The sequence below is a fragment of the Algoriphagus ratkowskyi genome (assembly GCF_002150505.1).
Taxonomy (GTDB): domain Bacteria; phylum Bacteroidota; class Bacteroidia; order Cytophagales; family Cyclobacteriaceae; genus Algoriphagus; species Algoriphagus ratkowskyi.
Genome location: NZ_MSSV01000006.1, coordinates 111,821 through 137,741, shown reverse-complemented (window position 1 = coordinate 137,741; position 25,921 = coordinate 111,821). Strand labels below are relative to the sequence as shown.

Genomic DNA, 25,921 nt, shown 5'->3' with positions numbered 1-25,921 from the left:
TCAATTCAGGACAAGTCAATTTAAGTAAATCCCCCTAGCCCCCTTTGTAAAGGGGGAATAGCTCATTTGGAACTCTATAACTCTAACTAAAAGAGTTTATATAGAGAGATAAAATACTCATATAGATTTACTGCTCCTAGGAACTTCCAAAGGCCAGCAAGAGGCACATTTAAGTCAAATAAATATTTTTTTATTACCCTATTAAATTACTAGGATTTAGCGTAAAATTGCAGCTTAAATCATAGGCTTGAAAGCAATTACTTACACTTCTATATTCATTTTTCTGAGCTTTTTACCTCAGGCTTCTATAGCTCAGAAAGATGTGACTCATCAGCAACTTATCTGGTACGGGTATTTTCTTACCCTTCCGATTGATGATAATTGGTCTGTAGTAGCTGAAGTTAAGGAGCGGCATTTTGTCCACCCGTTTGCGCAACATCAACTTTCCCTCAGAACTCATATTCATCGCAAGTTGGGAGCTAATGGCTGGGAAGCTTCGGCAGGTTTTGCTACATTTTATCAAAGCCCAAACAATCCGAAATCGGAGTTGGATCTGGTGGAGCCCGAACTTAGACCTCATATGGAAATGGCTTATAGGCAGACGCTAAAAAAGCTAACGCTAGACCATCGCTACCGAGCAGAAGCGCGATATTTTCATAAACTGAACTTAGAAGAAACGAAACTGGCTCAAGGCTACTTTTTTGGAAGTTTTAGATTCCGCTATAGAATCATGGCTTCCTATCCTATTTGGAAAATCAATGAAAATCAAATCCTAAAAGTAATCGCAGGAGATGAACTGATGGTTCAAGCTGGCCAAAGAGTGAGGTACGTCTTTGACCAAAATCGTCTGATTCTTGGATTAGGCTTAGCCATATCCCCCGAATTAAATCTCGAACTCGCTTATCAAAAATGGATAAACCAGCGTCAGACTGGAGGTTACTACAATCGAGATGTTTTAAGATTAACGGTTAATCATAAGGTGTTTTTAAGGAACTAGTAGGAATGATTGCTAATTTCACCTTAAATAGAAATGCGTATCAATTCTAAAACGGCTGAGCTCCGCATAGCTGATGATTTAGGAATGATCTGACATTTTATCTTATTTTTACCCAAACCACAAGCACAACCTTTCTTAATATAAAATCACATGAAAAATATCATTATGAAAAATGTAGCAATTAGCTGTTCATTGCTTTTTCTGCTTTTTTTCGGCCAAGCTAATGCCCAAACTTATGCTGAAAATGGCATGGTGGTCTCAGATCATGTAATTGCATCACAAGTAGGCGTGGATATTTTGAAAAAAGGTGGGAATGCCATCGATGCAGCTATAGCTACAGCATTTGCGCTAGAAGTAACTCATCCAGAAGCCGGGAATATCGGGGGCGGAGGTTTTATTGTTTTTCTAAAAGCAAATGGAGAGGTGACCACTTTTGATTTTAGGGAAAAAGCACCACTTGCTGCAAGTCCCACTATGTTTTTGGGAGAAAATGGAAAGATCAAAGATAACTCTAATCACAAGGGTCTCTTGGCTGTAGGTGTACCAGGAACTGTTGCTGGTCTTTACCAAGCACATCAAAAGTATGGTAAATTGCCTTGGGCTGATCTGGTAAAACCTTCTGTGGAATTAGCTGAAAATGGCTTCATGATGTCTTGGGGTTTATATAATGCCGCAGTAAACGTGACAGATCAAGACCCTTCAGAGGATATCATGATAAATTACTTCAAGGGCGCAAATGGAGAAATAGTGAAACCTGGAGAAACTTGGAAGCAGCCAGCTTTAGCAAAAACGCTGAAAGAAATTCAAAAGCATGGTAGAGATGGATTCTATAAAGGCTGGGTAGCTCAGGAAATAGAAGATTACATGAAAGCTAAGGGGGGTATTATCACCAAAGCCGATCTTGAGAAATACGAAGCAGTGGAGCGCAAGCCTCTTAAAGGCACTTTTAATGGCTATGATATTTATTCCATGCCTCCACCAAGTTCTGGAGGAGTAGCGCTGATCGAGATGATGAATCTGATGGAAGAAGCAAATATTTCAGAGATAGAATTCAATTCTACCGCCTATGTTCACCTAGTAGCTGAAGCGATGAGAAGAGCTTTTGCAGACAGGGCTAAGCATCTGGGCGATCCAGATTTCAATCCAGATATGCCAGTGGACAGACTTCTGTCCAAGGATTTTGCAAAAATGCGCTATGAGAATATAGATCTGACGAAGGCTTCTATCTCTGATCCATCGAAATTTGGACATCCTTATGACGGATCTAGTACCACTCATTTTTCTGTAGTCGACAAAGAAGGAAATGCTATATCCTTGACTTACACACTGGAAAATTCCTACGGGGTCAAAATGGGTTCGGATAAACTTGGATTTATATTCAACAATGAAATGGGCGACTTCAACCCAGTGCCTGGAGAAACAACCACAGGTGGCCAAATTGGCACCGATCCGAATATGATTGCTCCAGAAAAAAGGATGCTTTCCAGCATGACTCCGGTGATTGTTGCCAAGGATGGTAAGCCATATTTGGTGATTGGTAGCCCAGGAGGAAGAACGATTATCAATACTGTTTTCCAGACAGTTTTGAATGTTTTGGCTTATGATATGCGTGTTGACCGCGCCATCGAAGCGATGAAAATCCATCATCAGTGGCTGCCAGACAGAATATTATATGAGCGCAATTTACTTTCGCCCGACACCAGAGATGCACTAATAAAAATGGGTCATACGCTTACTCCAACGACTAATATCGGTGTACTGATGGGAATCACCTTCGATGCATCAAAGAAATTATATACGGGAGCTGCTGATTCTTCAAGTGAGGACGGGGGAGCCAGAGGTTATTAAGATGTAAGTTTTGTAAGTGGTAAAAAGTGAGATGTGAAAGGTGATAAGAGGTAGGTGGGGAGAGTGAAAATTAAAATCCTGACCTGACGAGCCTGAAAACTAACAGCATTACCTATTCATTAATAACAGTAATAGAGATAAAATATTTTTGTGGAAAAAGAGACAGAATTAAAACGAGAAATAGGGCTGTGGGGACTCTCTGCTAATATTGTAAATATCATCGTGGGGGCAGGAATCTTTGTTTTGCCCGCGATCGTAGCCGAAATTATGGGTTCCTCAGGGGTAATCGTCTACTTGTTCTGTGGATTTCTAATTGCACTTGTAATGCTTTGTTTTGCGGAGGCAGGAAGCAAAGTTGCCCGATCAGGTGGAGGTTATGCTTACGTGGAAACTGCATTTGGCCCTTTTCCTGGATTTCTGGCTGCAGTATTTATGGTGGTCGGAAGTGCCTTGTCTGATGCGGCAGTTGCCAACGCCTTGGTTCAATTGATGGGATTGGCCTTCCCCGCATTCACAAATCCCTTTATTCGGGTTCTAGTATTGCTTTTAATTTTCTCAGGATTGGCTTACCTCAATGTCATTGGGGTGAAGCAAGGAATAGGCTTGGTGAAAATAAATACTGTAGCGAAACTCACTCCTCTAGTCCTGCTGATTTTTTTCGGTTGGAAAGATGTTTCTTTTAGTAATTTGTATTGGGAGACAGCTCCAACTTTCGAGAATTTCGGTGCGGCATCACTGATCTTGTTCTTCGCCTTTCAAGGTGGAGACGCTGGACTTACCGTAGGCGGAGAGATCAAAAACCCTCAAAAAACTGTCCCTAAAGCAATTTTCATAGGAATTACTTTTGTGCTTTTTCTATATATCCTTATCCAAACTGTCTCGCAGGGAGTTTTGGGGGATCAATTACCCGCTAACTCAGAGGCTCCGCTAGCTGCGGTTGCAAACATCGTGTTTGGCCCAATTGGATACACCCTTTTACTTATCACAGCTGGAGTATCTATGTTTGGGATGCTGAGTGGAGAAATACTTAATATGCCACGAGTAGTTTTTGGCTTAGCTAGCGATAGAATTATTCCATTGGATAAATTGGCTGCTATCCACCCAAAATTTAAAACTCCCTATTTGTCGATATTGCTATATGCTGGTGTTGGATTTACATTAGCAGCCATCGGGGGATTTCGCCAGTTGGCTGTGATTGCTTCCGCCAGTATGCTATTGGTTTATTTTGGCGTAGCTCTATCTGTAATCAAACTAAGGAGAATGGAAAGAGCGGATGAGGGAAGCTTTAAAATCCCTTTTGGCTATACAGTTCCTATTTTGGCTGCAGGGATAATCCTGTTCTTCCTTTCCAATTTGACAGGATATGAAAAGACAGGGATCCTGATTTTCATCGCAGTACTGACTTTAATATATTTCTTGGTCAAGCTACTTCCAAGTAAGACCAAATAACCTGACACATATTTAAACCTTTAAACAAACTTTACATGGCCTCTTTTGGAATTTAATCCAGCAAAGTCAAATTCAAGACCATAAATCCAAAGCAGATACATTAGAAATGAGGGTCAAAAATTTGGAATGGGAATTGGCAAATACGAGAGAATTATTAATCAAAACACTCAAGGTTCTTGAAGAGCAATCTGGAAAAGATATCAATGGGGATGGGAAAATTGGGTGATAGTCTCAGTTGAGAAATCCTTACATTGAAGCATAAACGTATTAAAATCAAGCTAAAATCATGGTAAAATTAACTGTACTCTATAAGCATCCTACTGATCCAGCCGCCTTTGAAAGCTATTATGCAGCCACCCACATGCCTCTGGTCGGCAAAATCCAAGGAATACTCAAAGCTGAAGTAACCAAATTTCTTCCTGAGGCTGATGGATCTAATCCGGCCTTCTATCGTATGGCTGAATTGTATTTTGAAAATCCTGAAGCGCTACAAGAATCAATGGGTTCTGCTGAAGGACAGGCTACCGCTGGAGATCTTGCAAACTTTGCTACAGGTGGATTTACGATTTTGTCAGGAGTGGTAGGATGATTTCCGAATAAAGATTTCTATCCATTGACGATGATAGTATTTCCAAAATCAGGAAAAATTGGGCATTCACCTTCTGAATTTATTCTTATTTTGCTTATTGCTTAGTGCCTATTTTTAATCCAAAAACTGATTAAATGGATTTTATACTTCTGATCATTGCCTTCCGTTTTTTGCAAAGACACCCACAAACCAAAGAGGCTTATCCTGAGTGGCAAGGCATTTTTCTGAAAGGCTTGATCGCTGCATGTTGCTTTTTAGCTATCCAAATTATTTTTGAAAGAACAGATGGAATTGTGCGTTGGGTTGCACACTTTATGAATTTAGCTGTATTGTATGCAACCTATAATAAGAAGGCTTTTTTTCCACTGAAACCATATGTTTATGCATTTTTCCCCGTAGTTCTAGTACATATTGTCCAAGATTTATCCAGATTAATTGCCCCTACATTTTACAACAGTTGGAATGAATTATTTAATACTGCAGGAATTTTTGCTTGGATCTGGCTAGGAGCTCAATTTTTTATCAATTATAGACAGCGGAAGGCCTTGGAGGCAGAGCGTATTAAAGCTGTTCAAAAAGAAATTGAGTTTAAAAAATCACAACAATTAAAGGATGCACTTGAGATACAAGTCGCTGAGCGTACTACAGAGATTATGGCTCAAAAAGAAGAATTGCTTCAAACAATAACTGAGCTCAAATCAACACAATCTCTTTTGATCCAATCCGAAAAAATGGCCTCACTAGGTGAACTTACAGCGGGAATTGCTCATGAGATTCAAAATCCGCTAAATTTTGTAACTAATTTTTCAGAGTTGAATAAAGAACTTTTAGAGGAATTGAAAGTCGAATTGGATAAAGGAGATTTGGATGAAATAAAGCTAATAGTAGGCGATATAGAAAGGAATGAGGAAAAAATTCACCATCACGGAAAGCGGGCAGATGCTATCGTAAAGGGAATGCTCCAACATAGTAGAAGTAGCTCAGGAGTGAAGGAAGCGACCAATATTAATGAGCTAGCGGATGAGTACCTACGCCTCTCCTATCATGGATTACGAGCAAAAGACAAGTCTTTCAATGCGAGTATGGAAACGAACTTCGACGAGTCAGCGGGCATCGTTAATGTCGTTTCCCAAGAAATTGGAAGAGTTATTTTGAATTTGGTTAATAATGCCTTTTACGCAGTGGGTGAGAAGAAAAGGCAACTTGGCGAATCTAGTGATTCAGCACTTCTCAAGGATTATAAACCCACGGTTTGGTTGAGTACAAAAAGAACTAACAAAGGCATCGAGATCAGGGTGAAAGATAATGGGACTGGAATGCCGGACTCTGTTAAGGATAAAATTTTCCAGCCATTCTTCACTACTAAGCCAACTGGTCTTGGTACTGGTCTTGGTCTTTCGCTGAGTTATGATATTGTCAAATCCCATGGCGGTGAACTTTTGGTTGAAAGCAGAGCCGAAGAAGGAACTGAATTTTGTATTCGATTACCGATAGATAACCAATACTATGGATAAAGTTCAAGAAAGTTGGATTGAAAAGAATAAGGAACTGAAGCATTTGCTCAGCGTACGGACATTAGAACTCGAGAAATCTCTCAAGGATTACCAAGAGCTTAAGGAGCAATTACTTTTGCAGGAAAAATTAGCAAGCTTGGGACAATTGTCTGCGGGAATAGCTCACGAGATCAAGAACCCGATCAATTTTATCAACAACTTCTCCGAACTGAGTATAGAGTATGTAATGGAAATAGTTGAGGAGCTCCAGAAACTAGAGCAAAGTGATACACTTTCAGAAGTAGATGACTTGCTCCAGGATATAAAGGCTAACCTTGAGAAAATACTGCAACACGGGAAGCGGGCAGATGGAATAGTAAAGTCCATGCTCATGCATTCACGGGGTGGGCAAGGGGAATTTGCGCTTACTCACCTAAATAGCCTCCTTCAGGAGTTTGTAAATTTGGCATTTCACGGAATGCGAGCGGGAAAGAACCCAATCAATGTCAGCTTCGAGTGGGATTTAGATCCTGAAATAGAATTGGTTTCTCTTATAGAGGAGGATTTTAGTAGAGTGATTGTCAATCTAAGTAATAATGCATTTGACGCCATGAGAAGTAAGCTCCATGTGCTTTCGGAACAAGATGTAAAGTCAAGCTACCAGCCCAAGCTTATCGTAAAAACCACACAGAAAGAGAATAAAATAATTATTGAAATAGAAGATAATGGCGCTGGAATACCTGAACCAATATTAAACAGAATTCTAGAGCCTTTTTTCACTACCAAAAAAGGAAAAGACGGTACAGGTCTAGGCTTGTCTATCACTCACGATATAATCAAGGCACATAAAGGCACCTTATCCATTTTATCTAATGAGGGCGAGTTCACCAAATTTGAAATTTCATTACCACTCACATCAGCTAAATCATGATAAAAATATTAATCGTCGATGACGAGCGAGACGTTGAATTACTTTTTCGCCAGAAGTTCAGGAAAGAAGTTCGTAACGGCTTGTTAGAGCTTGCTTTTGCCTTTTCTGGTGATGAGGCGCTCCAATTATTGGATAGTGAGCATCCCCCAGAAGTGGTCTATGTATTTTCGGATATCAATATGCCAGGGATGACAGGCTTAGAGTTGTTAGAGAAAATCAAAAGTCAGTTTCCTTCCATCAGTGTGAGTATGATTTCCGCTTATGGAGATTCTGAGAATTTCAAGAAAGCAATGGATTCTGGCGCCAAGGAGTTTTTCACTAAACCGATAGATTTTGATTCTCTTAAAATAGAAATCGGAAAAATTATTAACCAAGAGTAGATCATAAAGCTATGTCTAAGATACTTGTAGTAGACGATGAAGCAGATTTGGAAGTACTTATCACTCAGAAGTTCCGACGCAAAATTCGAGCTGGGGAATATGATTTTGTATTTGCACTAAATGGTCGTGAAGCATTGGAGCTTATCCAAACGCACCCTGATATAGACATGATCCTGAGCGACATTAATATGCCAGAAATGGACGGATTGACGCTGTTGACCAAAGTAAAGGAACAACACCCCTTACTGAAGTCGGTGATAATATCAGCATATGGTGATATGGAGAATATCCGTACAGCAATGAATCGAGGTGCGTTTGATTTCATTACCAAGCCCGTTAATTTTCAAGATTTGGAGATTACAATTGAAAAAACGCTGCAGCACATCAAGCAGATAAAGTTAAACTTGATCGCTTTGAAGGAAAACAACATTTTAAAAATGTATGTGGATGAAACTGTACTCAATTTCATGATTGGAAAAGAATCAGAAACGTCATTGATGGAAAATGAAACAGTGGAAGCAACTGTGGCTTTTGTGGATTTGTGCGGCTTCACGAAAATTTCGGAAAATGAAGAACCAAATGTCGTAGTTCCCCTATTAAATGAATATTTTGACCTGATGGTCCGTGAGATCATTGATCAAAAAGGTGCTGTGGATAAATTCATAGGTGATGCAGTGATGGCAGTTTTCAAAGGTCCAGATCAAGTGGAAAGAGCGATTAGAGCCTGCATCGCCATCAGAGATAAAATGAATGAAATGCCAGTTTACTCCAAGAAATCGAATTTCAGTCCCAAGGTATCAATAGGACTGAATTCAGGGGAAATGGTTTCAGGAAATATCGGTTCTCGATCCTTAAAAAGGCTTGATTATACTGTGATAGGAGATGCTGTAAACGTAGCTTCGCGACTACAAAATTCTGCAGCCCCAGGTCAAATCCTGATTCTAGAGAAATGCACGCATGGACTTACTGATCTATTTACTTTTCTAAATCTGGGAGAATTCACACTTAAAAACAAGGCAAAGCCAGTGTCCGTTTTGGAGGTGGTAAAATAACCTTTATCGATTGCTTCTTCCTTTTTCTATGCCTTACTTCACTGCGTGAATAATAATCTGATCACGGCAATCGCATTCTTTCAGCTTCTTACTTTTAGGAAAATCTTAAACTATGCCTTGCTAGCTATTTCTTTTCAGCTTTCGAGAATTTTTGGCCAGCCTATTCTTTGGGGGAAACCTACAACACTTTCAATAGAACCTACCACGAGCTGCAACTTACGCTGTCCAGAATGTCCATCAGGGTTACGCGATTTTTCCAGACCAACTGGCATGCTACAAGAACAACTTTTCAAGAAAACCATAGATCAAGTGCAAAGCCACCTTACTTGGCTGCATTTGTATTTTCAGGGCGAGCCATTCCTGAACCCCCGCTTTTTGGAGATGGTAGCCTATGCAAATTCAAAGGGCATATTTACCTCCACATCAACCAACGCACATTACCTGCAGGAAAAACAGGTAAAAGAAGTGCTACAAAGTGGATTGAAACAATTAATCGTGTCCATGGATGGAATCACGCAGGAGATTTATCAGAAATACCGTGTCGGTGGTGAATTGGAGAAAGTGCAAAATGGCATTAAGTTACTTCTGGCAGAGAGGAAAAAGTCTAAGCAAAATTTCCCTCGTGTAGTTCTACAATTTTTAGTCACAGGACAAAATGAACATCAACTCCTAGACTTAAAGCGTTGGGCTGAGACCATGCAGGTCGATGAGCTTCAACTGAAAACCACGCAGATCTATGACTTCGAAAATGGTTCTGAGCTAATCCCTTCTGACTTGGGCTACTCTAGGTATCTGCCAATCGCTAATGGAAAGTGGAAGCTTAAGAAAAAGATGGAAAACAAATGCTGGCGAATGTGGCAAGGCGCAGTTTCTACTTGGGATGGAAAGATAGTCCCCTGCTGCTTTGACAAAGATGCGAAGCATGTCATGGGTGAATTGAAATCCCAATCACTCGCATCAATCTGGTCATCGCTCCCCTATCAAGACTTTAGAAGACAGCTGCTTAGCGACCGCACTCAGATCGAAATATGCAGAAATTGTACAGAGTGAGAAGATTATAATAGAGTAGAAATTATTATCCTCAAACCTGCCAATGCCAATATTTTCTTTGCTCAACAGGCTGTATCGATAGCTATCGGAAGACCGATGACGAGTCACCGAATTAGCCTTAATTCCAGTGTTTAACATCAAATTAATGTCGGTTAATATTTACTGGTGCAAATGCGGATAATCATTTGGTAGATATATAATTCCCTGTGCAGGAATCCTGAGGACAAGAAGAATTTCGTGGAGATTTCATTATTTGATCATCTTAACCTTATTTTATTCTTTAACTCATCGAGTTAGTTTTGTGGATTACCATATTTACACTAACGAGTTTTTGGAACTATATTTGGTGAAATTAAGAAATTCATGGATTTTTAATCTCCATCTTTGTTCTTGATTCACCCGGGACGACCTTTTCTCTATGATTTCAATAAAACAATTCTCTTACTTTTTCATACTTCTAGCTTATTTAGGAGTAGCTATTCCTCAGGCATTTGCGCAGGAAATAAACCAAGCCGACAAGATTAAAGTCGATCAACTTTCTGACGATCAGGTTCAAAACTTATTAGACCGAGCGTTTGAGGCTGGGCTCACCAAAGCCGAATTTCTAAAAGCATTAGAAGCCCAAGGAATGCCGCCTAGCGAGGTAGCCAAGATGAGGCTCAGAATTAACGAGCAAGAAAACTCTGGTCGCAGCACCAAAGTGTCCAAGCGGGATGCCCGTGAGCAAATAAATCTCGAAGAGATAAATCTTGGCATGATTCAACCAACTGATGGCTTTGCTAATAAATCAAATGGAAATGAAATTTTTGGTGCCTACCTTTTTTACCAAAAAAACAGAAACTTAAGCTTTGAACCGAGCTTAAATCAAGCAACTCCCAAAAGCTATATTCTCAGCCCGGGAGATTTAATCTATGTGGATATTTATGGGCAGTCTGAGCAGTATTATGAGGCCACTGTAAACCCAGATGGATTTGTGTTGTTGGACAATATTGGACCTGTGTCCGTATCGGGAAAATCTATTGAGGAGGCCACAGGAATTCTTAAAAATCGGATAGGCAAGTATTATTCTGGTCTTTTAGGCAGTAATCCCAATACTTTTCTCCAAGTCACACTAGGGAATGTGGGTACTATTAAAGTGAATATTCTAGGTGAGGTAAGACTACCTGGCTCATTTACACTAAGTGCTTTTTCCAGTATATTTAATGCCCTATATGCTGCCGGAGGACCCAACGAAAATGGCTCCATGCGCAAGATCAAATTGGTCAGGAATAACACCCAAATCGCAGAGATCGATGTCTATGATCTGTTGATTAATGGTACAGCAAATCTTGACCTTAAGCTCCAAGATCAGGATGTAATTTTAGTTCCGCCATACCTATCTCATGTGAAGGTGAAAGGGGAAGTAAAAAGGCCAATGGTTTTCGAAGTTGTAGATGATGATAATTTCACAGACTTAATAACCTATGCAGGAGGATTTACAGACCAAGCATTCAGAGACCGAGTGGCTATCTCGCGTATCACTGGAAATCAGCGTTCTGTATCTGATGTCTATCAAAATCAGTTTGATCTATTCCTGTTGAAAGGTGGTGATGAGATCACAGTTCAGCGGATTCTCGATCGCTATTCCAATCGTGTTCAGATCAAAGGCGCAGTGTATCGGGAAGGTACCTTTGCTCTGACCGAAGGTCTAACTCTATCCCAGCTGGTAAAGAATGCTGAAGGCCTTCGAGGTGATGCTTATACTACCCAGGCAAGTATTTTGAGGACTAGAACAGACTTGAGTACAGAGATGATTCAGGTAAATCTACGTGGAGTACTGGATGGGACTGCTGCTGATATTCCACTTCGCCGAGAAGATGTAATCAGAATAGCAAGCATCTACGATATTAACAACGAGCAATATGTACAGATCCTGGGTGAGGTAAAAAGACCAGGAACCTATCCGTATTCTGCAGAGATGAAGGTGGAAGATTTGATAGTGATGGCTGGGGGATTTCAGGAATCTGCCAATTCACAAGACATAGAAATCGCAAGAAGGCTGGAAGATTCTGATATGGGAACACTAGCAGATATCATCCCAACTCAGGTAAATCAAGACTTGGGCTACAATCCAAATTCGCCTTCACTTGTTCCTTTTGATCAGATTATCGTCAGAAAAAGAGCAAGCTTCACCATGCAAAAATTGACTGCTGTAGAAGGCCAGGTTAATTCTCCAGGCATTTTTGCCATCCAAAGTAGTGGAGAGCGCATCTCTGATTTGGTCAAGCGTGCTGGAGGTCTAAATCAATTTGCATATTCTAAAGGAGCGACACTCATCCGTCGAACAGAATTTTTCAATACTGAATCTGAGCAACTTCGTCGTCAAAGAAATCTGGAAGGATTACGTATAAAACTAGCTGAAGACCCAAGTAACTCTGAAGCACAGGCTGAATTGCTAAGAAGGCTATTGTCGGAATCTCCTGTGGCCGCTTCACAAGTAGATAATCAATTGGCCCAGACCAAAAAAGAAACTTTGGATCAAATCGCTTCTGAAACTCCAGGCTTTGCAGTGAAGCTAAAAGAAACCGAAGCTGTTGCGATTAATCTGGAAGAAATTCTCAAAAATCCTGGATCTGAAGATGATCTCTTGCTAGAGGAAGGAGATATACTATCTGTTCCAAAATTATTTCAAACGGTGAGAATGCGCGGAGACGTAGTCTATCCGACTACCATCCGTCATGAATCCGGTAGAAGCCTGAAACACTACATTAATGGTGCAGGAGGTTTTGAGCGTCGTGCTAATAAGAAGCAGACTTATGTAGTCTATGCAAATGGAGCTGTAAAGCGAACGAAAGGTTTTATGGGCATCAGAAACTATCCTCCAATAGAACCGGGAGCGGAAGTAATCGTTCCTACCAAAGGGCCAAAAGCACCACTTCGCTTAGGTGAATTAGTTGGAATCACTACTGGCCTGGCTACTTTAGGCTTGGTTATGTCTCAAATCAACTGGTAATGTCAGGATCGAAACATTTTACAGATAATCAATTTACGATCAAGGAAGTCGTGCAAAACTTCACCAGCTGGATTGCCTTTTTCATTTCTCAATGGAAAATCCTGCTTCTTGCTGGCCTGATCGGACTTGGGCTTGGAGCGTTAGTTTCTATTTATAAAAAACCTGTTTTCTCAGCTACCACTTCTTTTGTTCTCGAAGACGGAGATTCTGGAGGAATAGGGCAAATGTCTGGATTAGCTTCTTTGATGGGGGTAAATATGGGATCGATGGGTGGTACAAGTGGGTTATTTCAAGGAGATAATATCATGGAACTCTATCGCTCCGACCGTATGCTCGATCAGGCACTGCTAAGTCCTTTTGATGAAAATCACCTACTAATCGATCGCTTTATTGAATTTGAAGAGATCGATAGGAAGTGGGCTTCCAAAGTGGATATTTCGCCTATGGACTTTTCTGTTTCTAGAGAAAACTTCAGCGTTTCTCAAGATTCAGTAGTTAGAGAAATAGCCAAGCTCGTTCGAGAAAATCAGCTTTCTGTCATTAAGCCTGATCGTAAATTAACAATAATCCAGGTTACTGTTTCGTCCAAGGATGAAGCGTACGCAAAAGCGTTCAATGAACATTTGGTAGAAAATGTGAATGAATTCTACCGAGAGACTAAGACTAAAAAAACCAGTGAGAATCTGATGATTCTTCAATCACAGGCTGATAGTGTACGCATGCTATTGAATGAAAGCATCGGTGCTTTTGCTTCGGCAACTGATCGTGTGCCCAATGCAAATCCCTTACTCTCATCGGCGACAGTTGAAACCCAGAAGAAGCAAATAGATGTGAGAGCAACTGGAGCAGTGTATGAAGAGGTTGTCAAAAATCTTGAAATCGCTAAAGTCAATCACAGAAATAATTCGCCCTTGATCCAAATAATTGACGCCCCGAGATTTCCATTGGAGCGATCTGAAATCCGCTTAGTGAAAGGGATGGTTTATGGAGCTGTGATTCTAGGAATGCTCGCTATAGTTGCTGTTTATTTCCGAAGACTGTATCATAAGCATGTGCAGGAAAGCTAAACTATAAGTTGGCATGCTAGAAAAACTCGGTCTTATTCCTATCAGCAGTATTATCAAGAATAAATCGATTCAGAATTTCTTGTTTCTGGCGATTATTCAATCCTCCAATGTGCTGATTTCCATTATTTCCATGCCCCTGCTGATTCAGGGAATTGGAGTGGATCAATTTGGACTGGTGAATCTCGCACTCTCTATCATCATCCTGCTAAATATCATGGTGGGATTCGGTTACAATCTGAGCGCTCCACGTGAAGTTGCAATCAGTCAAAACGATAAGAAAGCGCTATCCCATCTGGTTTCCAATGTCTTCTCTGCCAAAATTCTACTGGCTGGTTTTGCCACATTCCTTATTCTAGTAGGCGTATTTGGCCTAAATCTTTTCAAAGAATATCAGGTGATTTTGGTGTATTCTGTATTTCTGCTTTTTTCAGAAGCCACTTTACCACTTTGGTTTTTTCAGGGAATGGAAAAAATGAAGCTGATCAGCATTGCTAATGTCTTTAGCAAATTGCTTTTTCTGATGGGGATTGTACTATTTATCCATAGCCCTGAGCTCAGCAAATGGGTGAATTTTATGATGGGATTCACAGGCCTGCTGATCAACCTATTTTTACTAGCTTACATCCACACCTTCTTGCAAATTCGATTTTATCGACCTCAGTTTTCTGCGATTTGGGCTAGTTTGAAAGAGAATATCTTATTCTTTTTCAGTAATCTCGCCAGCCATATTTCCATTAATGGTGGCCTGATCATATTGAGCTTTTTTGCAAATGCTGAGACCTTGGGTATGTATAGTCTGGCAGAGCGTGTGGTGATGGTATTGCGTCTATTTCCATCTATGATCGTTCAGGCAATATTTCCGAATGCTTCCAAATTGTATAAGAAGGATGAGCACTCTTTTCATAGATTCTTGCGACTAGTGTATATAAGAGTTCTTATCGGAGGAGCAATGATCGCAACGGCAGCGTATTTGGCAGCACCTTGGATCATTCGAATATTGTCGAGATCTGAGCTCAGCGAATCAGTTACTTATTTGCAACTCCTGTCTCCTCTTATATTCATTTCTTGTCTGAACATCCCCAATATCACCATGATGCTGGTGGCAGATCTTAAGCAACTGTTATTCAAGGCAAGTTGGATGATGGGCCTGTATATGATCATCGTAACTTCTATTCTTACCTATTATTTTGGTGGAGTTGGTTTATGCTACGGTATATTATCTACAGAGATTGTCGCATACATCATATGTATGGCACTTTTATTCAAAAGAACCCCAAAACTTTTCCATGGCTTTTACTCCTGATCCTTCTGTAGCGGTTATACTGGTGAATTGGAATGGCTATGCTTTTACCGTTGATTGTCTAAAATCACTTAGAAAAGTCGAGTTTCCCGATTTTAAAGTGATACTGGTGGACAATGATTCGCAAAATGATGAAGGAAAAAAGCTAAAGCTTAATTATCCAGAAATTGATTTAATAGAGAACGTTGCTAATCTCGGTTTTGCCGGTGGAAACAATGTAGGTATCAAGAAAGCGCTAAATGATGGCTATACCCATGTGATGATCCTGAATAATGATACGGCGGTGGAACCGGATTTTCTGGGTCAGATGATCCGGAGATTTCAAAATAGCCCTAATCTTGGGGTTGTTCAGCCATTAATCTATTTTCTTCATGATCGGAAAAAAATCTGGAGTGCCGGAGGAAAATGGAATCAATTGCTTTGCAGATCTATAACACTGGGCGATCGAAAATCCTCCGAAGAATATCAAGCAAAAAATAGGGAATTAGACTGGGCTACAGGTTGCTGCATGTTGATCACAAGAAATGCGCTTTTGGAAGTAGGTCTTCTAAATGAAAGTTACTTCGCCTATTTCGAGGATGTAGAATGGTCTTTACGTTTTCGGGAGAAAGGGTACTCAATTGAGTTGGCCGCAGATTCAGTAATTTATCACGAGGCTGGGGCCTCCTCGAAGAAGAAGCATTCTGAAGGAACGCTGAGTGCAACCGTGTTTTACTACCATGTCCGTAACCAATTTTATCTGCTACGTAGTGTATCTAGAGGTCCACAACTAGTTTTGGCAAGCACCTATCATCTATCTCGATTTGTACTATGGATGGGCTATTTTTGTGTGAGAGGTAGATTTCAGAAGCTAAAATCAGTAGCCAGAGGTATCAAGCATGGTTGGACATTACCACTCCAAAAAGCAGAAGTATGGCATTAATATTTTTCTTTTTCATCGCATCTGCCGTGGCTGCCGGATTTCTCTGGACAGTTCAGCAGATGGTTTTCAAAGGAAAATGGACCTATTTCATCTTCTTCCTAGCAGCATTTTTACCCTTTTACATCACTTCGCTAAGTGTTGCTTTCTTGGCAACTCGATCTACGCTTCTGGTGAGTTTGTTTCAGATCAGCAAGGAAGTGATTGTCCTGATCTCAGGGTTAGTTTTTGTTACTTACCAGCGGAAACTTGCTAATTATCCATTTCGCCTGCAATCCACCGACTGGTTTATGTTGGCTTTTATAGGACTAGCTTTGATCTTTCTTTTTCTTCCTATAGGTCAGGCAAGTTTTATCAATAAGGCTTTATACTTTAAGAGCATGTTGCTGCCAAGTTTGATTTATTTATTGGGTAGGAATACTCTCCTTGGGGATTTTGAGCTGAAGCGACTATTTCAGATCATATTTATGATTGCTGTAGGGGCTTTTTTGATGAATTTGATAGAAAGTTTCCTACTTGGGACCCATATACAGCAATTCACTGGTTATGCCCTTTTCAACCAAGAATTTAATGATATCGATCCAGAAGGAAATTACAACCTGACATGGACTTTTGAGACTACTAATGCCATGAAGCGACTGGGGAGCTTTTTCTCAGATCCTTTAGAACTTGCTAGCTCGGTCTTAATGGGTTTTGCAGCAGGTTTAATCTGGTTTTTGACTACGGAGAGAGCGCATCAATGGAAATATCTGCTCATTATGCTTTGCTGTATTGGAAGCTTAGTTTTTGCATCCTCCAGAGCATCGTTCGCTGCTTTTTTCCTCATGATATTTTTTGTTGCCTTAGTTTTCAAACTCTATAGATTGATAGGTTTTGGTTTCTTGAGTTTGTTACTGTTTGTGGCTTACGTAGTAATCTTTGCTTCCGAAGATTTTTACTTCTTTGTGGTGGACACACTAACCCTTGCAGACACTTCCAGCATAGGTCATGTGGTAGAATGGGTGTTGGCGTTGGATTCAATGCTAGCCAACCCATTTGGAATCGGACTTGCCATGAGCGGGAATTTTGGTAGCGTATCGGATGAATTACGTGTAGGTGGAGAAAACCAGTTTTTGATTTACGGAGTACAGTTAGGCTGGATAGGAATGCTGCTATATATCGCTACCCTTTTTACAGGAATTTGGACTTCCATCAATGTCTTCAAAAATTCTGATAACCTTAATCTGGCTAGAATGGCATTTGTAGCGGGAACAGTCAAAGCTGGCTTATTACTCCCTTTATTTACTGCCAATGTAGAAATCTACACCTACGTATCTTGGATTTCCTGGTGGATGGTTGGTCTTAGTGTCAATGAATATTCTAGAATCAAATTGGAAAGTAGAAGAAACGATAATTTTGTTTTATGATTTTATATAGAAACTGTCCGATTTGTGGATCTGAAATTTTAAAGGGATTTGCGATAGATACACGAAGAAAGGGACCGCATATATCCAGAGTCCAATGTTTGAAATGCCAATTGGTATTTGCCAATCCCATGGCAGACAGTCAGGAGTTGACAGATTACTACACGAATTATTACGAAAAGGAGCATTATGAATCAGTTGATTATAAAAATCTTATACTGAATCATTTTAGTAGAATATCAGTGCTAAAGGAAGCTGAAATAAAAAAGGAAGCTAGATTTCTAAAAAAGCTAGAAACTGGATCCAAATTCTTAGACGTAGGCTGTGGACTGGGTTTGGGATTGGCTTACGCAAATCAACATAATTGTGAACTTTTCGCTACAGAATTTGATACTGGGGCCTTAAACTTTGTGAAGCAACATTTTCCAGTAGAGACATTCCAGGGAGATATTTGGGAAGCGAAATACCCTGAAAACTACTTTGACTTTATCCACATTTCACATGTGATCGAGCATGTATTAGACCCGAAAGCTTACATTTCAGAAATGAAGAGAATCTTGAAGCCAGGGGGACATCTCGCAATTGGAACCCCAAATATGTCCAGTAATTTGTACCGCTTTCATCGCTGGTCGAGATTGCTAAGCATGGACATACCAGATGTGATTGATGGATTGGAGCACACCTTTATTTTCCCTAAAAAATTACTTAAAGAAATTTGCGAAGAGCAAGGATTAAAAGCAATTGACCACTACACCCATAACTTCGGAGAGAAATTTAGCAATCTGATCAGGTATAAAATGCCCTTGAAGAAAAAATTAAACCGATTAGTGCAGAATGCATTTCAGGTAAATCAGTGGATTGTGTGTATAAAATAAAATGATAAAATTCAACAATTTACTTTATGAATTCATGTGAAATCTGTGGGTCAACGTCATTCAGAAAAACTACAGCGAAAGAACGAATGTTTGGGATGGGCGGGTCATTCGAATATTTAGAATGTGAAAATTGTAAAGGTCTATTTTTATTGGATATACCTCTGGATATGGGCGAATACTACCCTTCTAATTACTACTCACTAGTGAATTTCAATACAAGCAAAGGGCTGCGTAAATGGTCTAAGCGAATTAGATATTTACTTTTTAAACTAGGAATTAGCCTAAGTCCACCTGTATACTTTGAGTGGCTTCAAACACTACAAGGAAATGAGAATAGTAAAATTGCAGATATAGGGTGTGGGAACGGACAGCTACTTGAAGAGCTTTCATATAATGGTTTTAAAAATCTTCATGGTTATGATCCATTTTTATTGGAAGATAAATACTCTGAAAGAATCCAATTAAAGAAAATGGACTATTATGACATAAATGAAAAATATGATATTGTAATGTTCCATCATGCATTTGAACATATTTCAAATCCTGTTCGGGTTTTTGAGAAATTGGTTACAATACTAAATCCAGGAGGCAAGGCACTAATTAGAGTTCCAGTTACAGATGGCCAAGTTTGGAAGGAATCTCGAGAGTTTTGGTTTCAGTTAGACGCACCTAGACATCTATTTATACCAAACACGAAATCATTACAAATCCTTGCAACTAAATTTGATCTAGACCTGTATAGTATAAAGTTTGACAGTTTCGAATGTCAATTTTGGGGAACAGAATTATATAAAAGAGGAAAAATACTTAATGGACTTAATATTACTGAGGAATTTTCGCAGCAAGAATTAAATAACTTTAAAAGAAAGTCAATTGAATATAATAAAATGAAGATAGGTGATCAAGCTTGCTTTTACTTCAAACTTAAATAAATAGTATGGCTTCTGATGATCTAGAAGTAATTGTAAAATTAATAGGTAAAAATGTGTGGAGAATTGAGGCGTCAAAATACACGCTTTTCCATGATCAAATTCCTTAGCTCTGGAATAGTAATTAATAATTTTTGTATAATGCTCGAATGCTTAGAATGAAAGTCCTCCTGGATCTACAATATCTCAACGTCGCCACCACTGGTATCAAGACCTATATGATGGAACTGGCGCATGCAGCAATCGCTTATCCACATCCAGAGATAGAATGGATTTTCTCCCACGACCCTAAATCTCAAAGTGCAGATCAGACTTTCAAAGGTCCTCAATCCAAAATTCAGCGACTTAATTATCATTTGGACTACTTTCGATGGAAGGAGTTTCAACTGCCGGATATGGTGAAAAAATATCAGCCTGATGTGCTGATTTGTCCTGATTTTGTTTCTCCAGTGGCAAGCTTGTCCTGTCGAAGACTGACGGTAATTCATGATGCATTTTTTTGGCAGATGCCACAGAATTACCCAAAGTGGTGGAGAACTTACTTTTTAAATTTGATCAAGAAAGGGCTTAAGGAAAATACGACGTTAATCACCACGACTGAATATTCCAAAACTGCCCTTGAAAAACACCTAGGTAAGAAACATCCAATTTCTGTTATTTATCAAGCGCCGAAAACAATGGATAATGGGTTAGATGCAAGTTTTTTAGATGAAATAGGTGTGGTAAGTCATCCCTACTTTCTGCACATTGGGACATTCGATAAGCGCAAAAACATACCTCTCTTAGTTCACGCTTTTCATCAATTTCTCCATAAAACAAAAACAGATTATAAGCTTGTCTTGGCTGGTGGAGCTGGCCAAAGTGTCCAAATGAATGATTACCCAGTTGTAGAAAAACTGATTGAGGAACTGGGACTTCAAGGTAAAGTTGTTCAGACTGGATATGTAACTGACAACCGGGTGAAAGCCTTGTACAAAAATGCTTTTGCCTACGTATTCCCATCTGAAAACGAAGGATTTGGAATTCCAATCATAGAAGCAATGGGCATGGGGATACCTGTAATTCACTCAGATCAGTCCGCTTTGATGGAAGTTGCCGGTGGAGCAGGTCTAGCATTCCAAACTGGCAATCAGCAAGATTTGATTGAAAAAATGATAATTTTGTCGTCAGATAATTCGCAGAAGAATACTATGATCCTTGAGGGCCTTGAGCAAACAAAAAAATTCACTGCGCAGAAGTTTATTGAGGGATTTCAAAATGTAATCCTTAAGAAATAACAATCGAATCACCGTTGACAGTACTCTTCCTTAATAGTTCATCAGACCTTTATGGTTCATCCAGAATTCTGATTGAAGTAGTGAAAATTTATAAAAATGCTGGATTAACTCCAGTGGTTGTTTTGTCGGAACCCGGTCCGCTACAGTCCTATCTAGATGACTTAGGAATTGCTGTTCGTATCCAGAATCTCGGCATCCTACGGCGAAAATATGTAAACCCATCCGGTGTAATAAACAGAATTGGTAAGAATATCACAGCCTATAGATTTTTGGATCAGCTACATACTGAATTTAATTTTGACTTGGTTTATTCCAATACGCTTGCAGTGGTGGTAGGGGCTCAGTGGGCAAAATGGAACAAGTTGCCACATATTTGGCATATTCATGAGATGCTTCTTGGCTCTTCTCCATTAATTAGACTTTTGACAAAAATGCTGGACAACACAACTCCATCACCAATAGTGGTGTCTGAAGCTGTGAAGAACCTTTGGGATAAGCGATTAAAGAAAGCAATTCCTGAAGTTATCCACAATGGATTACCTTATGAGGTATTTTTGAATCAATCAGAAAAAAGTCTGCAGGAACTATCTATTCCCGAAAATAGCTTGGTTATAACTATGGTAGGAAGAATAAATCCAGGAAAAGGGCAGTTATTTTTCCTAAATTTGGCTAGAGAAATTAGCTCTACTTATCCACACTGCCATTTTGTTTTAGTTGGCGATCCATATCCAGGTTATGAAAGCATAGAGATAGAGATGAACAAGTTTATTCTTGAAAATGGGCTTGAAAATTGTGTTTCGAATCTTGGATTTAGAAAGGATGTTGCTTCAATTTTAAAAGGTTCTGATATTTTCGTTTTGCCTTCTTCTTTACCTGATTCATTACCAACAGTTATTTTGGAAGCAATGGCAGCTGGCTGTCCAGTTGTAGCTACACGCTCGGGAGGATCTTCTGAAATGGTTATAGATGGAAAAACTGGATATTTAATTTCAATTAATGATCTTGACGAAGGAGTAAATGCATTAATTAAGTTAATTTTGGATCCTGAGCTTAGAGAGACTTTTGGAAATTCGGGAAGAATTCGTGTAATGAACGAATTCAGTTTAGATAGTTTTAGTGAGAACATTGAAAACCATTTATGGCAACAGCTAAGAAAAAATTAAAAGTAGCCATAATGGGTGCTAAAGGGTATCCTTATGTTTACGGTGGATACGATACATTGATTAGAGAATTAGGAGAGCGTTTAGTAAAGAGAGGAGTACATGTGAGAGTATATAATCATAGAGCTCTATTTCCTCTGAAGCCAAGATTTGTGAACGGTATTGAATGTATATATACTCCGGCTATTGAATCTAAACAATTGACTCAATTGTCACATAGTTTCTTTTCTATGGTTCACGCGTGCTTCTCTGATGTAGACGTCATTTTTGTGGTTAATAGCGCAAATGGACCTTTTGGCGTGATTTCTAGATTTTTTAGGAAAAAGACTGTAATCAATGTTGATGGATTAGAGTGGTTGAGACCTAAATGGAAAGGTTTTGGATCGAAGTATTTTTTCTGGGCGTCTAAAATGGCGACAAAGTTATATGATCAAATTATTAATGATTCTGATGAGATGCAACGCGTCTACAAGGAGTTATTTGATGCTGATTCGAAGGTAATCGCTTACGGAGCTAATCCACGAATTGATTCAGATCCTGAACCTATTGAGAGATGGGGGCTAAAATCACATGATTATTTCCTTATTGTAGGCAGACTTATCCCTGACAATAACGCTGATCTTATTATAGAAGGCTTCTTAAAATCAGATACTAAACGAAAGCTTGTAATAGTGGGTGATGTTCCTTTCGAAGACGACTACGCGACTATCTTGAAAAATAAAGAAGATGATAGACTACTTTTTTTAGGATATGTTACTGATCAGGAAGAATTAGCAGCTTGGTATTCACATTGCTTTGCATACTTCCATGGCCACGAATATGGGGGAACTAATCCAGCTATGTTAAAAGCACTAGGCTTTGGATGCGCTATATTAGCCTTGGACACGCCATTTAATCAGGAAATGCTACAAGATGGTAAGCATGGATGGTATTTTAAAAAGACAACCGAGTCAGTTCAAGATATAGTGGAAGCTTCTGAAAGTAGTACTGAAAGAATGGCGTATTTCAGATCGATTGCTAGAGAAGGGCTTATCCAGCGCTACAATTGGGATTTTGTAACGGATCAGTATTTGGAAGTTTTTGAGACTCTGTCAGGTAAAAAGCAGATAAAAAATGTTCCTGAAAAAGTCAAATTTGAAAAGGTGCCAACCTAATCAATTGAACTTTCGCGTCTCAATATTACTTTCATAACTATAACTTTTATCTTCAAAATATTTTACTCATGATCAGAAAAGCTACCGCCGTATGGCAAGGAACAGGTAAAGATGGCAAAGGCCATTTGACTACTGCAAGTAACGTCTTAGATAAAACACCATATTCGTTTGGATCCAGATTTGAAAGTGGTGTAGGTACTAATCCAGAGGAATTAATCGCTGCGGCCCATTCAGGATGTTTCGCAATGAAATTGAGTTTCAATTTGCAAGAGGCAGGCTTCACCGCAACAGAACTGGATGTCACTGCAAATATTACATTTGAAGAAGGAACACTTACAAAATCTCACTTGGTGCTAAAGGCAAAAGTAGATGGGGTTACTCAAGAAAAATTCGATGAGTTGGTGAAAGACGCAGAAGAAAATTGTCCTATCTCACGAGTACTGAATCTGGAAATCAGCGTGGAAAGTACTTTGAATGCTTGATTTCTAGAATGTAGATTTTAGTATCAAGTAGCTAGACAAAAGAATGGCGCTGTGAATGAAATCACAGCGCCGTTTTTTGTTTTAAAATGTGCAAGAATTATAAATTTTTAAATCCTTCATTTCAGATTTATTTCCACCTTCTATTCCGCCAATTCTCCTGCTGTTCAGGATTCTGGAAAGTCCAAGCTATAAATCTGCTTTTCTTGTTGCCTAGCGTCATATCATAGATTTTTCGATCTGAGACTCTCGCTTTTTTTAGTGCCAAAATAAGCTCCTTCACGTGTTCCTCTTTGGAAACAATTGTAGTAAACCAAAAGCAGTTGTATTTGAAAGTCATGCTTTCACGGATCATCTTTTGGATAAATGCTGATTCACCACCTTCACACCACAGTTCGTTACTCTGTCCACCAAAATTTAAAGTCACTTTCTTAATGACTTTCCCTTTGAGATTTTTTACTTTCCTAGTGCTCGCCTCCTCGGCAGCCGCTTGAGATTCGTGAAAAGGAGGATTACAAATCACTACGTCGAAAATATCGTCTGATTTGATAATTCCAGCTAATATTTCTCTGGGATTTTCTTGAAGTCTTAACGTGATTTTTCCACGGAATTGCGGATTTGCATACAGGTTATTTTGCGCAGCATCCAGAGCTACTTCGTCTATCTCCGAGCCTATGAAACTCCAATTGTAGATAGAGTTTCCCAACATCGGATAAATACAATTTGCACCAACACCAATATCTAAAACTTTAATTTGTTCTCCACTTTGTCTTTTGCCATCATTACTATTCGCAAGCAAATCTGCCACGTAATGAAGGTAATCTGCTCGTCCTGGAATAGGTGGGCAGAGGTAGCCATCAGGAATATCCCACTCAGCTATTTTATAAAAATTCTTCAATAAAGCTCTATTGAGCTCCCTAACGGCTTTTGGATCTGCGAAATCAATGCTGAGATCTCCATATTTATTTTCTGCAACAAATTCAGCTAACTCTGGTCGAGAACTGATTAAACTCGGGAAATCGTATCGATCGCGATGCGAATTTCTTGGATGGACGGCGGTTTTAATATGTTTATTCTCTTTCAAATCTTTTCAATCTAACACAAAGATAAACCTCCTCATGATGAAAGCATCTTTTTTTTCCCTTTTGCTAGCTTGAAACTCATCATAGGATGACTGTTTTCAATGCATCAATCTTAAGTTCAGAATACTTGAATTGACTTTATTTCCAACTTGAATTGCTGTTCTTTTTTATTGCCAATCAAAAATGCCATTTCCATTATCTGATCTTGATCAAAGTTGCCGATAGAGAGTTTCCTACCTCTAAATGCTGGATACATAGCTGAAAGCGTAATACTTATCGTTTCCCAATCACCGCTTGTTGAAAATTCCGCGATGTAGGAATGACGATCAGAAGAGTTGGCCTTTAAGCGGAATTGGTAAGTGCTACCATCTCCTATTAAATGGATTCTGACATTCTTCCGAGACTGAATGTGAAAAGTTTCTCTATGTCTAAGGGAAGAAAAACCGCCATTGTTTTCCAAGGATACTGAACCTTCAAATACACCATTTCCTGCTTCATTAATTTTAAATGAGCCTTCGGACATGCCTCCCATGACCACATCATCAACTATCTTCCAATCTGAAGTTGTGATGTTTTTATCAAACTGATAAAGCATAATAGATGACGACAATAGAGACATAAGGATAAATGTTTTCACATCATGTAAAAGCTATTCGAGATAAAATTGTTTGAAATCGGAAGTTTTTAATCCACCTCAAAAATCAACTTCATCGTAATCGATGCGGTTTTATTTTTGTCGGCCGTGTTGAACGTGCCACCCCAGGAATAGTCTTCTCCTGAGTTTTGACCAGTGATCTGGAAGATCCCCATATTAGCAGAGATTAGATCACCTAGATCTCCTTTGGAATTTTCTGCAATTCTCTCGGCCCGAATACGAGCATCTTCGGTAGCTTTTGCAATCATCTCCAGTTTGAGCGATTCCAGTTCAGTATAATAATAGCGAGGGGATTGGGAATAAAAAGCAATTCCTTGGTTCAGCAATTCGGTGATCTCACGGGAGATTTTTTCCAATTTCTCCACTTCTTTGGATTCTATTTTCAAAGATTGGCTGAGCGTATATCCTTTGAAAGTTTGTCCTAAATACCTCCCATCATTTGCGTAATTCTGATCATAGTTTGAACTAGTGTTAACCGCATTGAAAATCAACTTCTCGACAGGAATACCCTTTGTGATCAAATAATCTGTAACGGCTTTTTTGTCTTTTTCCAAATCCGCATAAGCAGATTTCAAATCGATACTTTCCCTACTGAAATTTCCTTCCCAAACGACTAAGTCAGAGGTGAAATTACTTTCACCTAAACCTGTAACATTGATTGTTCCTTGAGGACGATTTCTGTTCATAATAGCATTACCCAATACAATAGAAGCTATTACTATGGCAACTGCAAAAAGAATGGAGGAGATGGTATTTTTCATGAATTCTAAAAATTAAAATAGAAATTAAAATATCTAAACAGGTTTCAAATAGCCCGCCAAGTAGCCTAATATGTAAGTC

General features: G+C 39.3%; 23 protein-coding genes. 20 read left to right on the top strand and 3 right to left on the bottom strand.

Annotated elements, in window-relative coordinates; genetic code table 11:
- Positions 1-247 precede the first annotated feature (247 nt).
- From BVH02_RS08570 to BVH02_RS08475, 20 genes are all read left to right on the top strand, one after another.
- The gene (locus BVH02_RS08570; RefSeq protein ID WP_158093871.1) at positions 248-997 is read left to right on the top strand and encodes a DUF2490 domain-containing protein; all 750 of its coding nucleotides are present in this window, start codon (positions 248-250) and stop codon (positions 995-997) included.
- Positions 998-1,147: 150 nt separating this feature from the next.
- The gene (gene ggt / locus BVH02_RS08565; RefSeq protein WP_223271826.1) at positions 1,148-2,845 is read left to right on the top strand and encodes a gamma-glutamyltransferase; all 1,698 of its coding nucleotides are present in this window, start codon (positions 1,148-1,150) and stop codon (positions 2,843-2,845) included.
- A 150-nt stretch (positions 2,846-2,995) separates the two neighbouring features.
- Positions 2,996-4,294: an APC family permease gene (locus BVH02_RS08560; RefSeq protein ID WP_086501000.1), complete on the top strand. Its 1,299-nt coding sequence runs from the start codon at positions 2,996-2,998 to the stop codon at positions 4,292-4,294.
- Between the two features lie 286 nt (positions 4,295-4,580).
- Positions 4,581-4,883: an EthD family reductase gene (locus BVH02_RS08555; RefSeq protein WP_086500999.1), complete on the top strand. Its 303-nt coding sequence runs from the start codon at positions 4,581-4,583 to the stop codon at positions 4,881-4,883.
- 134 nt (positions 4,884-5,017) lie between these two features.
- On the top strand, positions 5,018-6,397 hold the full coding sequence (locus BVH02_RS08550) for a sensor histidine kinase (RefSeq protein ID WP_086500998.1): 1,380 nt from the start codon (positions 5,018-5,020) through the stop codon (positions 6,395-6,397).
- Positions 6,390-7,307, top strand: coding sequence for a sensor histidine kinase (locus BVH02_RS08545; RefSeq protein WP_086500997.1), 918 nt, complete (start codon positions 6,390-6,392; stop codon positions 7,305-7,307). The genes BVH02_RS08550 and BVH02_RS08545 overlap by 8 nt, the downstream gene beginning before the upstream one ends.
- Positions 7,307-7,687 carry a response regulator gene (locus tag BVH02_RS08540; RefSeq protein WP_086501011.1) on the top strand — a complete coding sequence of 127 codons (381 nt, stop codon included), beginning with the start codon at positions 7,307-7,309 and terminating at the stop codon, positions 7,685-7,687. The genes BVH02_RS08545 and BVH02_RS08540 overlap by 1 nt, the downstream gene beginning before the upstream one ends.
- A gap of 11 nt (positions 7,688-7,698) precedes the next feature.
- A complete protein-coding gene (locus BVH02_RS08535) occupies positions 7,699-8,739 on the top strand; it encodes an adenylate/guanylate cyclase domain-containing protein (protein WP_086500996.1) in 1,041 nt (346 codons plus the stop codon).
- A gap of 45 nt (positions 8,740-8,784) precedes the next feature.
- Positions 8,785-9,789: a radical SAM/SPASM domain-containing protein gene (locus BVH02_RS08530; RefSeq protein ID WP_205635718.1), complete on the top strand. Its 1,005-nt coding sequence runs from the start codon at positions 8,785-8,787 to the stop codon at positions 9,787-9,789.
- Between the two features lie 418 nt (positions 9,790-10,207).
- Positions 10,208-12,781, top strand: a complete 2,574-nt coding sequence (locus tag BVH02_RS08525) for an SLBB domain-containing protein (RefSeq protein WP_086500995.1) — start codon at positions 10,208-10,210, stop codon at positions 12,779-12,781.
- Positions 12,781-13,848: an exopolysaccharide biosynthesis protein gene (locus BVH02_RS08520; RefSeq protein WP_086500994.1), complete on the top strand. Its 1,068-nt coding sequence runs from the start codon at positions 12,781-12,783 to the stop codon at positions 13,846-13,848. Before BVH02_RS08525 ends, BVH02_RS08520 begins: the two co-directional genes overlap by 1 nt.
- A 13-nt stretch (positions 13,849-13,861) precedes the next feature.
- Positions 13,862-15,151, top strand: coding sequence for an oligosaccharide flippase family protein (locus BVH02_RS08515; RefSeq protein ID WP_086500992.1), 1,290 nt, complete (start codon positions 13,862-13,864; stop codon positions 15,149-15,151).
- A complete protein-coding gene (locus BVH02_RS08510; protein WP_086500990.1) occupies positions 15,135-16,070 on the top strand; it encodes a glycosyltransferase family 2 protein in 936 nt (311 codons plus the stop codon). The genes BVH02_RS08515 and BVH02_RS08510 overlap by 17 nt, the downstream gene beginning before the upstream one ends.
- Entirely contained in the window at positions 16,061-17,473 is a 1,413-nt protein-coding gene (locus tag BVH02_RS08505; protein WP_086500989.1) for an O-antigen ligase family protein, read from the top strand. Before BVH02_RS08510 ends, BVH02_RS08505 begins: the two co-directional genes overlap by 10 nt.
- Positions 17,474-17,601: 128 nt before the next feature.
- A complete protein-coding gene (locus BVH02_RS08500) occupies positions 17,602-18,345 on the top strand; it encodes a class I SAM-dependent methyltransferase (RefSeq protein WP_223271827.1) in 744 nt (247 codons plus the stop codon).
- Positions 18,346-18,548: 203 nt separating this feature from the next.
- Positions 18,549-19,277, top strand: coding sequence for a class I SAM-dependent methyltransferase (locus BVH02_RS08495; protein WP_158093870.1), 729 nt, complete (start codon positions 18,549-18,551; stop codon positions 19,275-19,277).
- A gap of 155 nt (positions 19,278-19,432) precedes the next feature.
- Complete coding sequence (locus tag BVH02_RS08490) at positions 19,433-20,551, top strand: glycosyltransferase family 4 protein (RefSeq protein WP_158093869.1); 1,119 nt, start codon at positions 19,433-19,435, stop codon at positions 20,549-20,551.
- A 14-nt stretch (positions 20,552-20,565) separates the two neighbouring features.
- Positions 20,566-21,714, top strand: coding sequence for a glycosyltransferase family 4 protein (locus BVH02_RS08485; RefSeq protein ID WP_240507403.1), 1,149 nt, complete (start codon positions 20,566-20,568; stop codon positions 21,712-21,714).
- A complete protein-coding gene (locus BVH02_RS08480) occupies positions 21,690-22,865 on the top strand; it encodes a glycosyltransferase (protein ID WP_086500982.1) in 1,176 nt (391 codons plus the stop codon). Before BVH02_RS08485 ends, BVH02_RS08480 begins: the two co-directional genes overlap by 25 nt.
- Positions 22,866-22,933: 68 nt before the next feature.
- Complete coding sequence (locus tag BVH02_RS08475) at positions 22,934-23,347, top strand: OsmC family protein (protein WP_086500980.1); 414 nt, start codon at positions 22,934-22,936, stop codon at positions 23,345-23,347.
- A 127-nt stretch (positions 23,348-23,474) separates the two neighbouring features.
- Here BVH02_RS08475 and rlmF read toward each other — a convergent pair whose 3' ends face one another.
- The 3 genes from rlmF to BVH02_RS08460 all read right to left on the bottom strand — a co-directional run bounded on the left by rlmF (position 23,475) and on the right by BVH02_RS08460 (position 25,842).
- Entirely contained in the window at positions 23,475-24,428 is a 954-nt protein-coding gene (gene rlmF, locus BVH02_RS08470) for a 23S rRNA (adenine(1618)-N(6))-methyltransferase RlmF (RefSeq protein ID WP_086500979.1), read from the bottom strand.
- Between the two features lie 116 nt (positions 24,429-24,544).
- A complete protein-coding gene (locus BVH02_RS08465) occupies positions 24,545-25,045 on the bottom strand; it encodes a CIA30 family protein (RefSeq protein WP_086500978.1) in 501 nt (166 codons plus the stop codon).
- Between the two features lie 65 nt (positions 25,046-25,110).
- Positions 25,111-25,842 (bottom strand): SIMPL domain-containing protein, encoded by a 732-nt coding sequence (locus BVH02_RS08460; RefSeq protein ID WP_086500977.1) that lies wholly within the window; start codon positions 25,840-25,842, stop codon positions 25,111-25,113.
- Between the last annotated feature and the right edge of the window lie 79 nt (positions 25,843-25,921).